Raw genomic sequence first — 19,016 nt, 5'->3', positions numbered from 1 at the left:
ACATGTAAAAACATGACCTCATATTTTTAAGCTTTGCCATTCATCCTTTGCATAATTCACAATTAGAGAATGATTTTTTCTATCAGGATGATTTATAACTTTATTGAACCATTTTAGCGCTTCATCTCTATAACCTAATATCTTGTTTAACTCACCTATCATGTATATAAGCTGTATCTCTCCATCATACGCTTCAAAGCCTTCATATGCCTTTTTATACATATCTAGTGAGATTTTTAGATATCTATTTTCATTGCTAGAATCATTCAAAATATTGTATATCCATGCAATTCTAAGACATGTCTTTGCAAAAATAATATCTTTATCATTTTTAAGCTGTGAACAGTAGAGTGATAAGAGATATGATTCAAGCGCCTTTTGTGGTGTTCTTTTACCAGAAAATTTCCTCTTAGTCCAGTTTGTAGTAATTTTTGATAATATTTCTTTTTTGCCTTCATCGCTGATATTATTAAAAACATCACTTAAAGCTGCATATCCACAATTTGGACAAACGATAGGGTCATAAAAAAAGGGCTCTATACCATCATATTTAGTATATAGGTCCTTTCTTCTCTCCAACACTTTAAGATGCGACATCCTTACTTTAGTATAAGTAAATTCCCTACCGCAAACTGGGCATTTTGTCTTAACATCGTACAAAAATGTATTCATAGTTTCACTCCCGTCTATAGCAAAGTCTGCTCTACAATTATTTTAACATTATATATTTCGAATTTTTAAGAGAAAATATTAACTGGAATATTTAATCTTACTAAGTTTTTTTCTTAATTACTCCATATGTCAATCCAATCAGCATAGCAATTCCTGCATAGCCGGCCAAAGGGTACATATAATGTACAAGCTTCGAAAAACCAAATCCGCTTAAAATAAGCGCTATTCCGCCAGTTACAATCGTATAAATCTTGTATTTTATGCTTTTTGTATCTGTAAGCCTTGCGGCAAAGCCGTAGAGATTTCCAACTGCTGTCGTGTAAATTTCTGCAATCAAAATAAAACTGTAAATAAGCTTCAATGTTTTAGAATACTTGCCTGCTATATACAGCATAGGTATTTGATACTGGGATGCCTTTGGCATATTTGTAAGAATAGCAATCAAAATCATTGTAGCGCCAAGCCATAAGCCTATACCTCCAAATAAAGCACCCATTTTTAATTTCGATTTTTTTGATGTCTCATTTCCAAGAGGTGCTAGTATTGCAACAGACATCAACAAGTTATAAGAAGCATAAATAATTCCAGACATGAAAAAATTCTTGACTGCCGCATCAAACGGCATTGAAATACGACCAATTACCGCAATATCAGGCATATAAAAGATGGCTAGTACGCTTACTACAAACACGCCAATCAGCAAAATCGGGACAACAAAAGAAATAGCAGAGATTACACCTGCTATTCCTGTCAATACAGTCATAACAGATATTACAGCCATCATTACAGAACCAATCTGTGTAGGTAGTCCAAACTGTTCTTTGAAAATAGCTCCTGTACCTGCAAGCATAGCTGTAAAAGCACCAAATAAAAAAAATATAATCACATAATCTATTATCTTGCCAAATACAGGTCCTCCAGCTTTCATAATGACTTCATAATGTGAAACAGCATTAAGCCTATTTCCAAGCAATAAAATAAAATACCCATAAACAATAAATATAAAAGCTGCAACAAAAAGACCTATAAAGCCTCTTATACCGTGATATCCAAAAAACTGAAGCACTTCTTGTCCAGATGCAAACCCTGCCCCAACGACAGTACCTATATATGTCGCAGCGATGGAAAATACCGACAGTTCTTTTTTGCTCAAAATATCCCGCCTCCCTAATGCTATTTCATTATATATATATTCTCCAAAAAAGTTTTTATTTATATATTTGCTTTTTACTTTGTCTCCTATTTGATGTATAATTTAAAAAAAATAGTTTTTTGCTAATTATTTAAAAGTATTAGTAATCTTATGTATCTAAATAGACAAGGAGAAATACGATGGAGAAAAAAAGATTAGTACTCATAATTTCTATTGCTGTTATCATTGCGCTATCTATTTGGAGCTACAAAAGTTATAATGTGATAAACAACCCTGAAACCGCATTTAAAAACAGTGAAGTGCCAAAAAGTTCAAGCGACATCAATACAGCAAAAAAAGATAAATCCGAATTTAACACTGACAAAATATATTTGGCATTTCTCGGTTTAGATATGACAGATGAAAGGATAAAAACAATAGGAAACTTTAGGACAGACACAATAGGAATATTTTCAATTGACTTAAAAACAAAAAAAGTAAATCTTTTATCGATTCCAAGAGATACATACGTTAAAATACCCGGTAGAGAAGGATACGATAAAATAAATGCTGCATATCCATATGGTGGTATGGGCAAAAGCGGATATGAATTAAGCTTGAAGACAATCAGCAACTTTCTAGGAATCGATGTTAATTACTACGTGTCAATAGATATGCAAAATATCCCTCAGATAGTCGATGCTGTTGGTGGCATTCCAATAAACGTTGAAGAAGACATGCATACACACGGTGCCAATTTAAACAAAGGGTATCAGGTTTTAGACGGCAAAAAAGCTGAAGAATATGTAAGATGGCGATATGACCTGATGGGGGACATAAATAGAGTAAAAAGGCAGCAGCAATTTTTATTGGCTTTTTTAAAGCAATTAAAAACAAACAATGATATATCCACATACTTAAAATTGTACAATGCCTTTAAGGGTGATATATATACAAACCTTAACTTCAATCAGATATTGGCCTTGATGTCGGTGATGAAAGATGTAAACGCTGATGACATTAAAACTTACACAGTGCCAGGAAGTTTCTATAATTTAAACAATATAAGCTACTGGAAGCCCGATATGGAAAAACTAAATGAAATACTTAAAGAATTTAAGTAAATTGTTTTCATATTCAGCAGCCGCCAAATTGCCTTTTATATATAATATCCCGCCTAAGTCTACAAAAGGCAGGATACTTTAGCATTATATTTAGATCTCATACACTTTTTACATTATGACTTGTATTTTTCCAGTATTCCATAAAAAATACAATAAATACGCTTAGCATTAGGCCAAGTATAAAGGCAATTGCTATATTTAATAGTTTTTTTGGTGATACTGGCTTATCTGGAACAATAGCCTTTGATGTTACTAGTATACCTTGTTCTCCTAAATTAGATGCTTTTATAAGTTGAAGCATATTGTATTTCTCCATCATTATATCTCTTGTATTCTTCAATAAATTTAGTTTTGTTTGATTTTGTTCATATTTTATTTTGTCTGCTGGATCTGTCCCATTTAATTCATTTGTCGCTGACTCTATCTTTGTGTTCTGCAAATTTATGAGATTTTCTATTGTACTTATAAGCTTATCTGTTTGTCTATTGTTTTTTGATATGATATAAGATTTAAAATTGGATGCTATGGTATCCGCTATTTTAGCAGCCAATTCAGGATCACTTTCTTTAACTTTGATTGTTATTAAATTGGTATTGTCTATGGCCTGTACATCAATTTCGTTTTTAAAGTTGTCAAGTGTGTATTTTTTCGTATCTAACTTTAATTGTTTTATTGTATCCAGTAATACTTGAGGATTCGTTACTTCTTCTTTATATGTATTTACAGTCATGTCTTGATACTTCAATATAGATGACAATAAGTACGACAGATCTTTATCGGCAGTGTCGCTTTCTATCATAGACCCATCATTGGTATTTTGATTAGGTAAAACTACAGTTGTATTAGAACCAAAAAACCCTGTCTGTGGTGTAACGTCTGAAACGCTTAATGTTGTTGATGCTTCATATGTTGGTTTAATTACAAAAAAACTCAATATACCGGCTATTAATACAGATATAATGGTAATTGACACAATCAGCTTTCGTCCTTTCCATATGATTTCCAATAACTCTCTTAATGATATTTCTTCTTCCATTTTGTTCCTCCTATTTCTGTTTATTATTTTCACTGTATGCTGCAACTTCTATATCGTTTTTATCGGCAGCTTTTACAATTTCATTTAGATATTTAAGAAGATCATCTTTTAGATTATCTCTTTTTAAAGCATATTCAATAGTTGCTTTTAAAAACCCCATTCTATCGCCCACATCATACCTCTTTCCTTCAAAATTATATGCGTATATTGCTTCATAGTCCAATAGCGCTTTAAGTGCATCAGTAAGCTGTATTTCTCCACCTGCTCCGGGCCTTAAGTCTTTTAGTATATCAAATATCTTTGGCGATATTATATACCTTCCAAGTATGGCCATGTTTGATGGTGCTTCTTCTTTTTTTGGCTTCTCTACTAGGTTGTTTACTCTATACAGCCTGTCATCAATCATGCTGGCATCTACTATGCCGTATTTGTCTACCTCACTCTTTGGTACCTCTTGTACGCCGATTATGGAACAGTTGTATCTTTCGTACTGCTCTATCATCTGCTTCAATACGGGTACTTCCGCATCAACTATATCGTCCCCTAATAGAACTGCAAATGGCTCGTTCCCTACAAATGTATGTGCACAATAAATGGCATGTCCAAGTCCCTTTGGCTCTTTTTGCCTTATATAATGTATATCCACCATATTTGTTATATCTTCAACAAGATTTAAAAGATTTTCTTTGCCTTTTTTCTTTAATTCTAGTTCTAATTCTACAGATTTGTCGAAGTGGTCCTCTATCGCTCTTTTGTTTCTTCCTGTTATTATGAGTATATCTTCTATACCCGAGTTTACGGCTTCTTCTACAATATATTGTATGGTCGGCTTATCAACTATTGGAAGCATTTCTTTTGGCTGTGCTTTTGTTGCAGGCAAAAACCTAGTTCCAAGTCCTGCTGCTGGAATTATCGCTTTTCTTATTTTCATTTGTATTCCTCCACACATTCTATGACACTTCAGACAACTTATTAAATTCACCGTTGTCTATTTTTTCTACAATATGTATTCCTAAATCAACTAAATTAGCATTGCCAGATACATTTAGCCTTACCTTTACCCTTCCTTTCCGCTTGTCAATTTTCTCGATAAGACCTTCAAACCCCTTAAGCGGTCCATCGATTATCTTAACTTTACCACCTATCTTGATCCCTGTTGAGAATCCAACAATGTCAGAGTCGCCTACAAGCGAAAGTATAATTCTTATTTCGTCGTCTCTGACCTCAGCGGGCTCCATTTCATCTTTTAAGAATTTCAAAAAATGAGGTAACTTTGAAATCTCATAGTATATTTCAAAACACATATTAGTTTTAATAAAGACATAGCCAGGAAATAAAAATTTGATTTTCTCTACCCGCTTTTTTCCCTTTCTTTCAATTATCGCTCTTTTAGGTATCAATACTCTAATAGGCTTCTTATTGAGCTTGCTAAATAATAATTCGATCAACCTCTTTACCTTTAATTCATCCCCCGTTCTTGTGTATATAACATACCATTTTTCACCATCTTCCACATATGCTGCCTCCTTTTTTTAATGCATTTCTAAAATGTATTCGACATTACTTGCTGAAATTCCTCCTTTAGTGACCGTTTACAACAAATTTTTTAGAAATTTTTCCAGTGTAAAAGGGACAGATATCTCATTATAGATCACTGTCCCTTTTATTTATATTTACTTAAGCTCAACGCCGTATTTCTTTAATACTTCTGCAAGTTCAACTTTAATCTCTTTTAATCTTTCCTCTGTATCAGCTTCGCACCTTACAATCAACTCAGGACCTGTATTTGAAGCTCTGACAAGCCCCCATCCACCATCAAACATAACTCTTGCACCGTCGATATCTATTAAATCATATCCCTTTTCTCTGAAATACTCTGTCACGCCCTTTACAACATCAAATTTCTTTTCATCATCGCAGTGCAATCTCAATTCCGGCGTTGACGGATATTTTGGAACATCAGAAAGAAGCTCCGATAATGTCTTATCCGTATTGGAAAGTATTCTTAAAAGCCTTGCTGCAGCATATGCCGCATCATCATAGCCGTAATACTCGTCTGCAAAGAACATGTGTCCTGACATTTCACCTGTAAAAACAGCGTTGATTTCTTTCATTTTGGCTTTTATGAGGCTGTGGCCAGTCTTATAGAAGATTGGATTGCCTCCAAGCTTTTTTATCTCTTCCGGTAATGCCTTTGAACATTTAACCTCAACAATAGCGTCCGCTCCAGGGTGCTTTTTCATGATTTCTCTCCAGTAAAGCACCATCAGCATATCGCCCCATATTATATTGCCTTTTTCGTCAACGACGCCAATCCTATCTCCATCGCCGTCAAAAGCTATGCCAACGTCTGCACCAAGTCTTTTAACCTCTTTTATCAGGTCTTTCAGATTGTCTGCGTTGACTGGATCCGGAAAGTGATTTGGAAATGTCGGATCTGATTCGCAGTACAGCGGGTATACTTCGCACCCAAGTCCATATATAATATCAGGATAGATGTTTGAGCATGTACCGTTTCCACAGTCAACAACTACTTTAAGCTTTTTATTGCCAAGTTTTACTTTGTCCTGTATCATTTTTATATAACTTTGTATCGGATATGCGTATTTCAAAAAACCTGTCCCTGTCTTGAAATCGCCTTTCTCCGCAATATGATAGAGCTTCTTAAGCTCATCGCCGTATATAGTTGACGGTCCAAATGCAACTTTAAATCCGTTAAACTGCGGTGGATTGTGGCTTGCTGTTATCATAAGCCCTGCGTCGTAATTATATAGTATGCGGGAATAGTAAAAAGCAGGCGTAGTCAGAACACCGATATCCAGCACATTGCAGCCAGTAGAGGTAAGTCCATTTACTACCGCATTTCTTATAGGCTTTGATGATATCCTGTTGTCCCTGCCTACAATTACGTCTTTTATGCCTTTTTCATTTTGAATATATGTACCGAAGGCCTTACCAATAAGCTCTGCTGTCTCTTCAGTAAGGTCATCATTCCATACACCTCTTATATCATACATCCTAAACATGTTTTGATTTAGTGCCATAAAAATCCCTCCTCTAAAATTAGCGTTTCATAATATATTATATACTAAAATATTACATTCACAAGCCGCATAATTAAAATTCTGTCAAATTCAACTTGAATTATTTATCAATTTTGTTCATTATAATCAAAAAGTCTATGATTAGCGCTGTTTCAATAATATTATAAACAATACTATATTAGCCATATCTTTTTGTAAAACCGTGTGGTATAATAATTATAAGGATTAAGAGAAATGGAAGGAAGAAATATGAGCCAAAAATACGATATAACGATGAAAAATATTTTTTCGGATATGGCTGATGACATAATGAGTTATTTTCTTGGATTGCAATATACAAAGATTGATGAACTAAATATAGAATTTGCAAGAGTCGAGCGGAGAGACAGCGACATGATATTCAAATGTACTACAGATAGAGGAAATGTCGCTGTGCATATAGAATTTCAATCAGAAAATGACGGAAAAATGCCTTACAGGATGTTACGATATTCCCTGGAGATAATGGAAAAGCATAATCTCTTACCATATCAGATAGTCGTATATATAGGAAAAGACAATGTAAAAATGGCAAATAGCTTAAGCTACGACTTTGGAGAACAAAACACATTAGATTATAAATACAGGATAATAAATGTTGGTAACATAAAATATACTGATGTTGTAGGAACAAACTATTATGACTTATATTCGCTTCTTCCGTTGATGGATCAAAGCAGAAGGAAAGAAGAAGGAGAAAAATATTTGGAAAGATGTGTTGAGGCTATAAAAGATATTCCTTTGGACATAAACAAAAAGAAAGACATAGCATTTAAGGCAGAGATATTATCGGGTATAGTTTATAAAAGAGAAGTTATTGAGAAAGTTTTTTCGGAGGTGGTAAAAATGTTTAGAATTGAAGAATCAGAAACATACAAAATGATAATAGAAAAAGGTATTGAGAAAGGTATTGAAAAGGGTATTGAAAAAGGCGAAAAAGAAAAAAGCATAAAAATTGCTAAAAAATTATTAGAAGAAGGTATGGATATTGATAAAATAGCAAAAATTACAGAATTAGCAAAGGAAGAGATAAAAAAATTAATAAATTAAAACAAGTAATGAGCATAACAATTCAAAAAGTAATTTGTTATGCTCATTTTTTTAATTAATTCATCGACAATACATCTTTAATAATATCATCAAGAATAAGCTCTTGATATCCGGCCCTTTTCAATATCTTCATCTTGTCCGCCAAAGGCTTCAGTTGAGCTATATCGATCTTATCTAGCATTTTAAGCCTTGATTCAGTCAATGTCTTATCTGATAAAGCTTTTATATAATCTTCAACATCATACCTCAAAAAATGGAATCTTTCAGGATATTTTTTGAAAAGTCTATGCGCTATTTGTATTCCTTCGGGGTCAAAATCACCTGAATAATATATGTCTGTACCATTTTTATATAGCATATCTAAAAGGACAAGCAATGACAACCTCGGCTGGCCATATGCGCAGACAATTGGAACAGGTTTCTTTATAAAGTCGCATACAGACAAAAAAACACCTGGATTTTCTAAAACAAATACCTTTTTTGATGGACTCTCAACCCTGTCCATCTCACTAAGATTGTAAAGCGGTACTTGCAAAACTTCATTGCACTCATATGCAGCTTTAAATACCTTGTTGCACTTATCTGCGCTATAAGCCAAAAGCCCTTTAAGCGTCACAAAATTCGATATCTCATCAATCACGATGCCAGCCCTATAAAAAAGCTCAGCAATCTCTTCAGAATTTTTTACATCCGATACTCCAAAAATCGTAGACAACGCATTTATAAACATTTTGCCGCAGTCAGTATTTACGTCAAATCCATGCGGATCTCTAGTAATATGGGATGAAAAGACCGGCAGCCTTAACTTCTTTCCCTCATAAACCGGGAGTCTATTCAATGCATCACAAACGTATTTTATATCTCTTTCGAGCAAAGTGCGATCACTATCATATCTCTGGTTTATCGTTCTTACGCCTACAGCTTTATTATCATAAATAGATTTCAACCACTGCCAGCACTTTGTCCCTTCATAATCAGATAAAAATCTATTAAAGAACTTTTCTTTTTCATTTGCATACTGGTACATATCATCTTTTTTGCTGGTCAGCTTTTCATCAAAATACGATTCTAATATGTCGATCAAGCTGTATTCTTCAAATCTGGTATTTAAAAATGTCGCTGCAAATTTATTGACATCGATATTTGCTGATTTTCGCTTGCTAAAGTCTTTTTTAAAATGGTTAGACAAAATTTCTTTCTCCGAATCCGTCAAATCATCAAGTTTGATTACACCGCCTATCCTTCCTATGCTTTTATACTTATCACGTATGGCTTTAAATATCCTTTCATATCCTTTGTTTCTTTTAAAGAAGTCTATATCTTCAGCTTTCATCTACTCACCTACTCTTGTATATGCAACCTCATCGTATGAGAAATCATCTGTTGCTTCAACACTTTCTTCAATGCCGGTAACTAAATGCCTGATCTTTCCATCCCACTTGTACTTTATCAAAGACACATAGCTTGCATTTTTAGGTCTTATAAGCTCGTATATAGACAGCTCTGGCACCGTATCATAATCTCCCCACAAAACTTGAGAGTTCATGATGAAATTTAATCCCAAATCTTCTATAAGCTTGAACATATCCCGTATATTGTTATCGTCCACTCCTGCAAAAGCCTCATCAAGCGATATAATCTTTGGTGCTTGTGATGATGCTGATTGATACATTGAGTACACGGCTGAAAAAAGAGGTATATACATAGCCATGGCTTTCTCTCCACCGCTGAACTTGTAAAAGGCATTGTTAGTAAGCTCTTTGCGATTTTCTCCTTCTTTTTTGAAATACAGCTTAAACTCAAACCAGTCTCTATAGTCGAGAATGCTCTTCATAATCTGGTGGAATGTATCAGTGTTGCTGTTTTCTTCATATATTTTCTTTGCACTTTCAACCTTTGATCTAAAGTGATTTACTACTAAATTAAAATCTTCTTCTTTCATCATGTCTGCATCAAGTTTCAATAGCTCTACAAGCTCTCTCGTATTAAGTTCTTGCTCATTTGTAGCAGCCTTTGGCTTCCATTCTAATTGAAACTTAAGGCCGCTTGACGTATCGCGTTGAGACATTAAGTCATTCATCTTTTTAACCCATTCTTCTGCTTTAAAGATTCTGCTTCTGATCTTACGTCCTACATTGTGCATGATTATGTCCTCAAAAAGCTGTCTATCCTTTTCCTTCATAAGGTTTTCGTTTATCTTTATATCTTCATCGATCATGTTGTACAGCCCATAAAGGGATATCTTTTTGTCATTTACTTTCGCTGTTATCTGATATCTCCTTAAATCTTTATATATTTCCTGATAAGTGCCCATACCCACATCACTTTGTTCATTTTCTACTACATCTAATGAAAGCCCAAATTCCACAAGTTCATTTATACAGACATAAAATGCATTTCTAATCTTTTCTGTCGCACTATCTTTATCAAACTTGGTAAACATCTCTTTGTACTGCGATTGAACAGTCTTTGCTAGCTTATACATATCATCTAGATTTGTAAACTCATCAATAAATCCCAATGTTATTTCATCTTTTAATCCTATATCGTATATGTTTAGAATATCCTCGTTTTTTCTTATTTCTTCTCTCAATCTTTCATATTCTTTTTCTTGCAGGACTATTCTCTCTTTAAGAGCAGCAGTTTTAGCAGTTAAATCATTTATTTCCTTTGGTATATCGTCAATCCTCTTCATGCACTGTGAAAGTTCATTTTGAAGGTCCTCTATACCAAGTTTCTCAATGGTTTCTTTTAACACATTGATCTTTTCTATGCTGTTTTTTATCTTTGTATCTAAAGCATCAATCTCAAACTTGTAATTATCAATGTCATACTCGATATCCTGTTTCTGCATTTTTCTAGTCTCTATGCTTCTTAAAATAGTAATATAACTATTGTAATTTATCTGTAATTTCTGTAGGAGATTTTTGTACTCATCCAATTCACCTAAAGCATCTCTGTAAGCTTTCACATCTGCATGTATGCCGATTTCGGATGTCAATTTCCTCACAACTGCTCTCTTTTCTTGAAGCACATCAAAAAACTTCTTGGCAGCAAGGGTTGCATCATTCAATTTATCCTCAGTAAATTTTTGATTTGATTGTGCTTCTTTCAATTCTTTCAGCGCTTCTTCCAAATCATCTTTTTCTGGAAAATTTTTATATTCTACGTCTAAGTCACTTAATTGGGACTTTATTGACAATTGTCTATCGTTAAGTTCTCTTATCTCATCTTTTATGATGCTTATCTCCTTAGCTATGGATGACATCATTTCATCTCTAAAGCGCCGTCTCGATTCAAAACCTATATACCTTGACTTTACATTTCCTGCTGCTTTCCCCTTTAAAATCCCTATTCCATACGTGCCATCATCATTTATATATGTTGCATTCTCTTCCTCGTAGATAAATACATTGCTTAAGGCATCTGAAATTTCCTCCGGGCTGACACCGCTATTTGAATCGACAACATTAAAATACTGCAATACATTAAGCTTCATGTTAAAAGTCCCCGGAACGATATACTTATCTGCCATGTCCTTATCCATTTTTATTGCTCTGTCTAAATCGCTTCTTGACACAATAAGTGCATCCAAGATTCCCATATCTATAAGAGCTGATTCAATATTTCCTTTTGTATCATCATCTATATCATTTTTAAAATCAATTGCTTTATAAAGTGGTACATATGCAATTCCCGCTTTATCCAGTCTTTTTCTGTTTTCTAAAACTTGTTCATTGCGCTCTGGCTCAGGATCCTCCGTCTCTTTCCATTTTCTTAATTCCTCTTCTTTTTCATCAAGCTGAGAACTTTTTAAGTCCAACTCATTTTTAACTTTAAGCATATCCATCTGAAGTATTCCTCTGATATCATCATATGGCTTCCTTATAGATGATATCAGATCTTCGTACACGCTCGTCTCACCGTATGACAGTACGATCCTGGCAAGTTTTTCGATGTCCTCTCTATTAAGCTTCAAAAGTTTATTCGTATCAGACCAATCATATATTTTGTCAATGAACCTGTTCTTTTCTTCATCAAACAAAATCTCAATTTCATTGACTTTTCGCTTCAAGTCCTCATTTGCCTTTCTCAACCTATCTTCTTCAAGCAATGCATCATTGTACTTTTGGTTTGCCTCTGCCTCGTCATTGAGGGCATCTAATGCCTTCTTCACTTTCCCTGTATATTCCTTTAATGAATTGTTCCAAAAATCAAAGTCAAAATCTTTACCATACGATTTCTTCAATTCTTCTTCTGAGAAGTTGTGCTCATCGAAATTGACTTCTTCAGATATGGAAGCCATACATTCAAGATTGTCCTTTATATTTTTATCAATTGAATATTCTCTGCCTTCAAGGTCCTTTAATTCTTCTTCTATTTCAAAATATCGATCTTTTTTCTTTTTAAGCTGAACCTCTTTTAAATCCTTGTCCTTACTGAATTGTTTTAAAATATTTTCTTCTTCAACAAGTTCTCTTTGTGTATTAAAGGCATCGTTTTTCCTTAATTGAATTTCTTTATTTTTCAATGCCTGAAGCTCGCTTAAAAGATCCGATATTTTATTTTCTCCATTAAGAACATCCTGATTGTTTTTTTCAATGCTTTGTCTGATTTCCTCGCTTTGTTTTCGTACTTTAGTAAGCTCATTTTTCTGCATTAAAAGTTTCTCTGCCTTATAATAAAGCATAAACTTATTATACCTGTCGTATTCATTTTTCAACTTCTTTAAGGATTTCATGTTTTTATTCAGCGAGTCCAGGTGCAGCTTTATTTGATCCATGTTTTCTATTGTCTCAGACATTGGCCTTAAATCGTCATCTGTCAAAGGTGAAAGAGATGCTCTCAATATATCGTATATAACCGTTGGTCTAAAATCCTTAGAAAGCTTTGGACTCCTAAGCTGTATTAAAAGCTTAATAAGTTCATCATAGTCATCAATGCTTGAAAAGCCAAATATATTTTTATTTACTAATTCCATGTATTCTCTTTGTGAATCAACTACTTCTCCGCCGCTTCCAATGCAATTTTTAAGCTCTTTTTTTGACAAAGGTATTTTGACTCTCTTGCCATCGATACCTGTCTCCATCTTATAAAGCAATATATCAATACCTATTCGTCTTCCATCTTTAATGATAAATCCCCAAAAGTCCATGCTTTGATGTCTCTTTGCCTTAAGGCCTATGCCTATAGAGATATAATTATCTTTATTTTCTTTCTTAAATTCCATATAAAGGTAACCAGTTCTCTCGTCAATTCCATTTACATCTTCTTCACCTAGGAGATAGTCTTCAAGTCTTCTAGCCCTTGAGCCAAATGGATCTAACCTTTCAGGGCTTTTATTGCCATCTAAAAGAAGAGGTATGAAGCTCTGCATAGTTACAGATTTTCCTGAACCATTGGAACCTCTTAGAAGAAGCCTTCCTCCAGAAAATTCGAATACTTCATCATCATAATACCAAAAGTTAAGAAGACCAGCTCTATTAATTATCCATCTATCATCCATTTTGAATTGCTCCTTTAAAATCACTTCGATATTCACCAATAAACTTGCCTAAGATCGGCATCAAAGTATACGAGTGGGTATCATCATTGTATATTACCATTTTCCAACTTTCCATAAACTCTGTAATCTCACTAAACAATTTATCATCATTCATATCAGCGTATACCTTGCTCCATCCACTTTTAAACCTATTCTTTACATTAGATATGATATTCATAAATTGTCCTTCTGTAATTTCAATGCGGTCATTTACTCCTACATTTAAATCACCGGAATCTATCATCTCTCTTAAAACATATGCGATTTGAAGAACTATATCAGATATATTTTTATTGTCTGGGAAATAAGATGATGCATATTTATTCTCATCGAAAATTATGTATGCAGATGTTTTATGAATGTGCAGTTTCGAATCGAGATAATCGTCAAAGTCTTTTTCTATCGTATTTCTATAATTTTTTATGTAGATAAAATCTTGGTCGTCAGGTCCTTCATAGTAAACAGCCGGAGATAAAAGAAGTTTTCTGTACACCCTATGCCTTCTCTCAAGAACCTTGTTGTCCTCATACCTGTCGTCCTTCATAAAATCTTTCATCGTCATTTCTTCGCTTATTTCGCTGTTCATAATTCTCATAAAATACCTAGAAAGCCCTGTATTTTCATATAAGACCTCTATATCACGATTCTCAGCAAATCTTTCCTGCTCTCCATCATCCACTTTTATCATTTTCAGTTTTTCTGCAAAATTAAGTACCCTGACAAGAGATTTTCTATGCTTAAAAAGGGTCCAGTCAACACTTTCTATGCCATCATACTGCATCTCGATATACTCCGTTATATTTGAAAGTATAAATTGGTCACCTATCCCCATATCTTCTAAAAATGCAAGAAGTAGGCATAAAAATGCGTAGTCCATAGGACTTTGAAATTCTTCGATCCCCATCCACTCTTCAGCATCACCCGGTATCTTCTCCAGCTTTATAAGAAGTGGATTCACAATAAGCCGATATCCTAACTTATCCTCTACAAATGATCTTAATTTCTTTTCATTGTCACGTATTCTATTAAACATTTCCGTATCATCTTTTGTAACCCAAAAGTTCTCTAAAAGTATCTTAAGTTCCTCCAATTAAAAACACCACCGTATCAATCTAAAAACTCTATCGTTACATCAGGCATTTCAAGGACACCGTCTGTACAATTTAAAGTTATTACCTTGTTTCTTGAAATACTGACTTTGTATGTCCTGCCATCTTCTGATTTAGCTATATTTTTAGGCTGACTTAAGGATTTGCTTATCCAGCTTAAAAGGGTTGTCCTTATAAAAGGCTTAATTATTGGCAACTCTCTCAGCACGATCTTGCCGTCAATTATATACTTTGATATTTCCTCAATCTCACTGTGTCTTTCTTCAAGGTACTGTTTTAAGCACATCTCTTTTTCTTCTACCCTATCTATTATAGCATTTGTCTTTGTGGATTGTGTATAACTTCTCGTCTTTGGCCTTATCATAAATTTACACGGCACATCATCCCACACGCTTTCATTTATGCTTTCAGTCCTTTTGTCAAAATCACCGTATAAATGTCTCGTGTGAAAAACTCCAAACACGACTGATGAAAGCTTATGAGCATAGCCTATGTCATCGATGTCTGCAAATATCTTTGAAAGCTTTATATATTCATTTTTTCTGCTGGCAGTCCTTAACCTGTTTTCAGAAATTCTAGCTGCATACATTGTAATCTTTCTTATTATCTCATTTGATATTTCAAGAAGCCTATATGCTTCACTATCTTCATCGCCATTTCCTCTAAACCAAAATACTATGTTCTCCCACTTGCTTAATATATTTTCTTTGACGTCATTAATATCAAAATCCCTATCCAGCCTTGGTATATTCTCCTCATAAAGCAGCAATTTCTCTACGATACCATCTAATGACTTTTTGTCAATCTTATTTAAAAGCGATACGATAACCTGAGAAAACCTCTGTAGATCTTTTATATATCCTCTTAAATACTCAGTAAGTTTGTCTTTATATATTAAGAAAGCATCAGTTTTCATGAGTTCATCTGCATTTGAACTTTGCAAACTAGCAATGTAGTCTATGGCACTATGATAAATATTTTCAAAATCAGAAGTGAAATCTTTCCACCACCGGTATACAGCTTCCAAGTTATCGCTTTTAGATATATCATCAATTTTCTTTAAGTTTTCATACAATCTCTGAAATAAAGATGGCTCTAGAGAACCACCATAGCCTTTTATTTTTTCTAGATTAATTGTCATTCTTTCTATCTCTATAGAATACTCGCTAAGCATGTATCTAAATTTCTTGTTTTTAAATTCTTCTGCAGATTGGGCTCTTCCAGTGTCCTGCTCAGCTATTAAGTTTTTCCACTCAGTCAGCGACTTTAAATCCTGCTCACACTTTTCCAGCGTATAATCATAAAACAAATCAAAATTCTTTACATAGTTATACACATCTTCCTTAGACAACCAGTATCTAAGCCGCTCATAGTTCTGGTAAAAATATCGCATGATGAGGCGATACCTTGATGCATTTTCAGCAGTAAGATATCTTGCCTCATCGATAGGCTTTATAACATTAAAATTTATTTTATCAGACATAATTTTTCACCTTTTAAAATGTGCTGCCATTGTATCCCCAATTTTCACCAGCAAATTCTTGAATGACTATGTATACATTGTCCTTAGGATATTTTAAATTATTTTCAAAAATATCGCAGATTCTTGCTGAAATCTTTTCCTTTTGTTCTCTAGTCAGTTTTCCTATTAACTGTATCTCTACGATTGCACCTTTATCTAAAGGCTCTCCGTGGAAATACAAATCATCGCCTTCTGTAAATCTTACCATGAGCCAATTTTCGCTTTTGCCAGCCACATCCATCATCATATTTGCAAATTCTGTCTTTATAGCGTTTTTTACATTGTCACTTAATTTTTCCTTTGTTATTGAATTGATTATCGGCATATAGATACACTCCTTTACATATAGAGATTTAATAAATCCTTATTAACATTATAAATTAATGTATAGAATTCATCAATAAAAATAGAAAATATTGTGCTATCATTGAAATTTTCATTAGATGATAGCACAATACCATACATTAATCAATCTCCGGACTTTTTAATGATTGCACCATATCGACTTTTTTAAGCTGGAAGTGCACTACAATACTTACAAGAATAGAAAATCCAATTGTGATAAGTGCAGAATACAAGAAGCTCATCGGTTCAATATTGCGCCCAAACATGAGAATCTCTACTTCTACCGTCGTCATAAGATACCTGTGAAGGAAAATTCCCATCACAAATCCTAATAAAATTCCGATGACAGTAAGTATGAAATTTTCTCTCATTACGTACATAGAAACTTCATCATCGTAAAATCCCAGCACTTTCATAGTAGCAAGTTCTCTTATTCTCTCTGTTATATTTATATTAGTCAGATTATAAAGGACCACAAAAGCAAGCGTTCCTGCAGAGACAATCAGAACTAATACGACTGACAACAAGTTATTTACAACGTCTTGAAATGTCTTTTTAACAGATGATATAAAATTAACGGTCATTACCGCGGGCGATTTCAATATTCTTTGAGACAGCTTATCTTCTATTGAATTTGAACTGCTAGTAATCTTCGACAATATCTCATTTGATGCTATTTTCTTATCAAATAGCTTTTCGTACAAAGAAGAACTCATATAAATATAATGCTGCAAATAATTTTCTGCTATGCCCATTACTTTCGCTTTTGCTTTCCTGCCATCACCGGTGTTTAAATTGATATAATCTCCACTCCTCACTCCAAGCATATTTGCAAGCTTTTCAGTTATGACAACTCCATCGTCTGTCAATGGTATTTTATCACCAGTAGTTCTGCTCCTCAGGACTATAAAATCTTTAAATTTTTCCTTATCATCAGTAACGACCAGAAATGCGCTTTTTTTAACTTTACCTTTTGTAACGTCTACGCTGGATTGATTAAGCATGATGCTTTCCTTTATATCTTTGTCATTATTAATAGTTGCAGAAAGCTCTTTTATGTCCTTTGAAGAAGCATCACTCTTAAAAGTCGTAACCATCTGATATGTGAACCTACTCCATCCTATAGAGGATGGAGCTTCCTACTTCATAGACCATTGCCTGCTGTTATTCACAGCAGGTCTTACACAATCTCCATAGGCGTAACTTCGGGAGGAACCTTCCCTACAAAAATATTACTCTTAGGCTGTTATGCCTAATTGTCTTAATCCTTCATACAACACATTTATCGCTGCATTTACATCTCTGTCTATCTCTAATCCACACTCACATTTGTGTACTCTTACTGATAAGTCTTTTTCTACTATTCTTCCACATCCTGAGCATCTTTGCGATGTATATGCTGGATTTACTTTTATGAATATTTTTCCTTCTCTTTCCGCTTTATATTCTAAAAATGCATCTAACATTCCCCATCCTGCATTTGCTATTGATTTTGCAAGTTTATGATTTTTCATCATATTTTTTACTTGCAAATCTTCAACGCATATAATGTCATTATGTTTTACTATGTTATAGCTTATTTTGTGGAGATAGTCTCTTCTCTGATTTGCTACTTTTTCATGAAGCTTCGCTAATCTTTTCTTTTGCTTTTCTCTGTTTTTGCTTCCTTTCTTTTTTCTTGATAATTGTCTCTGTGCTTTTTTTAGTTTCTTCTCTGATTTTTGTAGCCATCTAGGATTTGAGTATAATTCTCCATCTGAATGTTGCAGCTATTGAGTTTATTCCTTTGTCTATTCCTATTGCTTTTTCTCTTATGACTGTTTTTTCTTTTTCTTCTTCTACTTCAATTGACAGGTTAATATACCACTTTCCTGCATGGTATTTTATGTTTATTGTTTTTACTTTTGTCGGATCAAAATTTCTATGTGCTTTGATTTTTATATGCCCTATATTTTTTATGTATACATATCCTTCTTTCCCAAAGTTTCTTTTTGCTTCGCATTGTGGAAGTGTTATAGATGTGTAGTGGTATCTGTCTTTGAATTTAGGATATTTTGCTCTTTTGTCAAAGAAGTTTTTATATGCTCTATCTAATCTTCTCAACACATCCTGTAATATCTGCGATTGTACTGTCTTGTATTCTGGATGTTCTTTTTTGTATTTTGGGAGCATATTTTGCTGTTCTTCGTATGTAAGTCCTTTGCCATATTCTTTATAATGTTTTATTCTTTGGTCTAGTGAGTAATTATATAATTTGCGGCACAAATATAATGTATAAAAGAGTTTTTCTTCTTGCTCTTTTGTTGGTTCTATGAGAAAATGCTTACATATCATCATTTTTTCTCACCTTGGCTTTCTACGATAAAATTTTCTGCATCTATTATGACATATTATTCTA

16 protein-coding genes are annotated in these 19,016 nt (G+C 33.7%); 2 read left to right on the top strand and 14 right to left on the bottom strand.

What is annotated here, in order from left to right; genetic code table 11:
- Positions 1–18 precede the first annotated feature (18 nt).
- Together TTHE_RS05065 and TTHE_RS05060 are read right to left on the bottom strand one after the other, a co-directional pair.
- Positions 19–672 (bottom strand): DUF2225 domain-containing protein, encoded by a 654-nt coding sequence (locus TTHE_RS05065; protein ID WP_013297516.1) that lies wholly within the window; start codon positions 670–672, stop codon positions 19–21.
- Positions 673–772: 100 nt separating this feature from the next.
- A complete protein-coding gene (locus TTHE_RS05060) occupies positions 773–1,825 on the bottom strand; it encodes a YkvI family membrane protein (protein ID WP_013297515.1) in 1,053 nt (350 codons plus the stop codon).
- Positions 1,826–2,004: 179 nt separating this feature from the next.
- On the opposite strand from TTHE_RS05060, the gene TTHE_RS05055 reads away from it, so the two are divergent.
- Positions 2,005–2,928 carry an LCP family protein gene (locus tag TTHE_RS05055; RefSeq protein ID WP_013297514.1) on the top strand — a complete coding sequence of 308 codons (924 nt, stop codon included), beginning with the start codon at positions 2,005–2,007 and terminating at the stop codon, positions 2,926–2,928.
- Positions 2,929–3,025: 97 nt separating this feature from the next.
- Here the strand turns inward: TTHE_RS05055 and TTHE_RS05050 are convergent, their stop codons facing one another.
- The 4 genes from TTHE_RS05050 to TTHE_RS05035 all read right to left on the bottom strand — a co-directional run bounded on the left by TTHE_RS05050 (position 3,026) and on the right by TTHE_RS05035 (position 7,008).
- Positions 3,026–3,964, bottom strand: coding sequence for a YveK family protein (locus tag TTHE_RS05050; protein WP_013297513.1), 939 nt, complete (start codon positions 3,962–3,964; stop codon positions 3,026–3,028).
- A gap of 10 nt (positions 3,965–3,974) precedes the next feature.
- On the bottom strand, positions 3,975–4,895 hold the full coding sequence (gene galU, locus TTHE_RS05045; protein WP_013297512.1) for a UTP--glucose-1-phosphate uridylyltransferase GalU: 921 nt from the start codon (positions 4,893–4,895) through the stop codon (positions 3,975–3,977).
- A 19-nt stretch (positions 4,896–4,914) separates the two neighbouring features.
- Positions 4,915–5,478 carry an antiterminator LoaP gene (gene loaP, locus TTHE_RS05040; RefSeq protein ID WP_013297511.1) on the bottom strand — a complete coding sequence of 188 codons (564 nt, stop codon included), beginning with the start codon at positions 5,476–5,478 and terminating at the stop codon, positions 4,915–4,917.
- A gap of 159 nt (positions 5,479–5,637) precedes the next feature.
- A complete protein-coding gene (locus TTHE_RS05035; RefSeq protein ID WP_013297510.1) occupies positions 5,638–7,008 on the bottom strand; it encodes a phosphomannomutase/phosphoglucomutase in 1,371 nt (456 codons plus the stop codon).
- 249 nt (positions 7,009–7,257) lie between these two features.
- Here TTHE_RS05035 and TTHE_RS05030 point away from each other — a divergent pair, with 249 nt between their 5' ends.
- Complete coding sequence (locus TTHE_RS05030) at positions 7,258–8,097, top strand: Rpn family recombination-promoting nuclease/putative transposase (protein WP_041587552.1); 840 nt, start codon at positions 7,258–7,260, stop codon at positions 8,095–8,097.
- Positions 8,098–8,152: 55 nt separating this feature from the next.
- Here the strand turns inward: TTHE_RS05030 and TTHE_RS05025 are convergent, their stop codons facing one another.
- From TTHE_RS05025 to TTHE_RS15120, 8 genes are all read right to left on the bottom strand, one after another.
- Positions 8,153–9,430 carry a TIGR02679 domain-containing protein gene (locus tag TTHE_RS05025; RefSeq protein ID WP_013297508.1) on the bottom strand — a complete coding sequence of 426 codons (1,278 nt, stop codon included), beginning with the start codon at positions 9,428–9,430 and terminating at the stop codon, positions 8,153–8,155.
- Positions 9,431–13,603 carry a TIGR02680 family protein gene (locus TTHE_RS05020; protein ID WP_013297507.1) on the bottom strand — a complete coding sequence of 1,391 codons (4,173 nt, stop codon included), beginning with the start codon at positions 13,601–13,603 and terminating at the stop codon, positions 9,431–9,433.
- Positions 13,596–14,732 (bottom strand): TIGR02678 family protein, encoded by a 1,137-nt coding sequence (locus tag TTHE_RS05015; RefSeq protein WP_013297506.1) that lies wholly within the window; start codon positions 14,730–14,732, stop codon positions 13,596–13,598. The genes TTHE_RS05020 and TTHE_RS05015 overlap by 8 nt, the downstream gene beginning before the upstream one ends.
- Before the next feature lie 17 nt (positions 14,733–14,749).
- Positions 14,750–16,234, bottom strand: a complete 1,485-nt coding sequence (locus TTHE_RS05010) for a TIGR02677 family protein (protein WP_013297505.1) — start codon at positions 16,232–16,234, stop codon at positions 14,750–14,752.
- 13 nt (positions 16,235–16,247) lie between these two features.
- On the bottom strand, positions 16,248–16,598 hold the full coding sequence (locus tag TTHE_RS05005) for a phenylpyruvate tautomerase MIF-related protein (protein ID WP_013297504.1): 351 nt from the start codon (positions 16,596–16,598) through the stop codon (positions 16,248–16,250).
- Positions 16,599–16,737: 139 nt separating this feature from the next.
- Complete coding sequence (locus TTHE_RS05000; protein ID WP_049774913.1) at positions 16,738–17,715, bottom strand: ABC transporter permease; 978 nt, start codon at positions 17,713–17,715, stop codon at positions 16,738–16,740.
- 141 nt (positions 17,716–17,856) lie between these two features.
- Complete coding sequence (locus TTHE_RS15125; RefSeq protein WP_269207949.1) at positions 17,857–18,387, bottom strand: RNA-guided endonuclease InsQ/TnpB family protein; 531 nt, start codon at positions 18,385–18,387, stop codon at positions 17,857–17,859.
- Positions 18,350–18,955, bottom strand: a complete 606-nt coding sequence (locus tag TTHE_RS15120) for an RNA-guided endonuclease InsQ/TnpB family protein (protein ID WP_041587434.1) — start codon at positions 18,953–18,955, stop codon at positions 18,350–18,352. Before TTHE_RS15120 ends, TTHE_RS15125 begins: the two co-directional genes overlap by 38 nt.
- Positions 18,956–19,016: the final 61 nt, after the last annotated feature.

The organism is Thermoanaerobacterium thermosaccharolyticum DSM 571, assembly GCF_000145615.1.
In the GTDB taxonomy this organism is placed as follows: Bacteria; Bacillota; Thermoanaerobacteria; order Thermoanaerobacterales; family Thermoanaerobacteraceae; genus Thermoanaerobacterium; species Thermoanaerobacterium thermosaccharolyticum.
This window is presented reverse-complemented; position numbering and strand designations above follow the sequence as displayed.

Coding starts and splice junctions, on each gene's coding strand:
- TTHE_RS05005 (WP_013297504.1), bottom strand. CDS start 16,598: ATGCCGATAATCAATTCAATAACAAAGGAAAAATTAAGTGACAATGTA.
- TTHE_RS05050 (WP_013297513.1), bottom strand. CDS start 3,964: ATGGAAGAAGAAATATCATTAAGAGAGTTATTGGAAATCATATGGAAA.
- TTHE_RS05025 (WP_013297508.1), bottom strand. CDS start 9,430: ATGAAAGCTGAAGATATAGACTTCTTTAAAAGAAACAAAGGATATGAA.
- TTHE_RS05035 (WP_013297510.1), bottom strand. CDS start 7,008: ATGGCACTAAATCAAAACATGTTTAGGATGTATGATATAAGAGGTGTA.
- TTHE_RS05000 (WP_049774913.1), bottom strand. CDS start 17,715: ATGGTTACGACTTTTAAGAGTGATGCTTCTTCAAAGGACATAAAAGAG.
- TTHE_RS05065 (WP_013297516.1), bottom strand. CDS start 672: ATGAATACATTTTTGTACGATGTTAAGACAAAATGCCCAGTTTGCGGT.
- TTHE_RS05010 (WP_013297505.1), bottom strand. CDS start 16,234: ATGTCTGATAAAATAAATTTTAATGTTATAAAGCCTATCGATGAGGCA.
- TTHE_RS15120 (WP_041587434.1), bottom strand. CDS start 18,955: ATGATGATATGTAAGCATTTTCTCATAGAACCAACAAAAGAGCAAGAA.
- TTHE_RS05055 (WP_013297514.1), top strand. CDS start 2,005: ATGGAGAAAAAAAGATTAGTACTCATAATTTCTATTGCTGTTATCATT.
- galU (WP_013297512.1), bottom strand. CDS start 4,895: ATGAAAATAAGAAAAGCGATAATTCCAGCAGCAGGACTTGGAACTAGG.
- TTHE_RS05030 (WP_041587552.1), top strand. CDS start 7,258: ATGAGCCAAAAATACGATATAACGATGAAAAATATTTTTTCGGATATG.
- TTHE_RS05020 (WP_013297507.1), bottom strand. CDS start 13,603: ATGGATGATAGATGGATAATTAATAGAGCTGGTCTTCTTAACTTTTGG.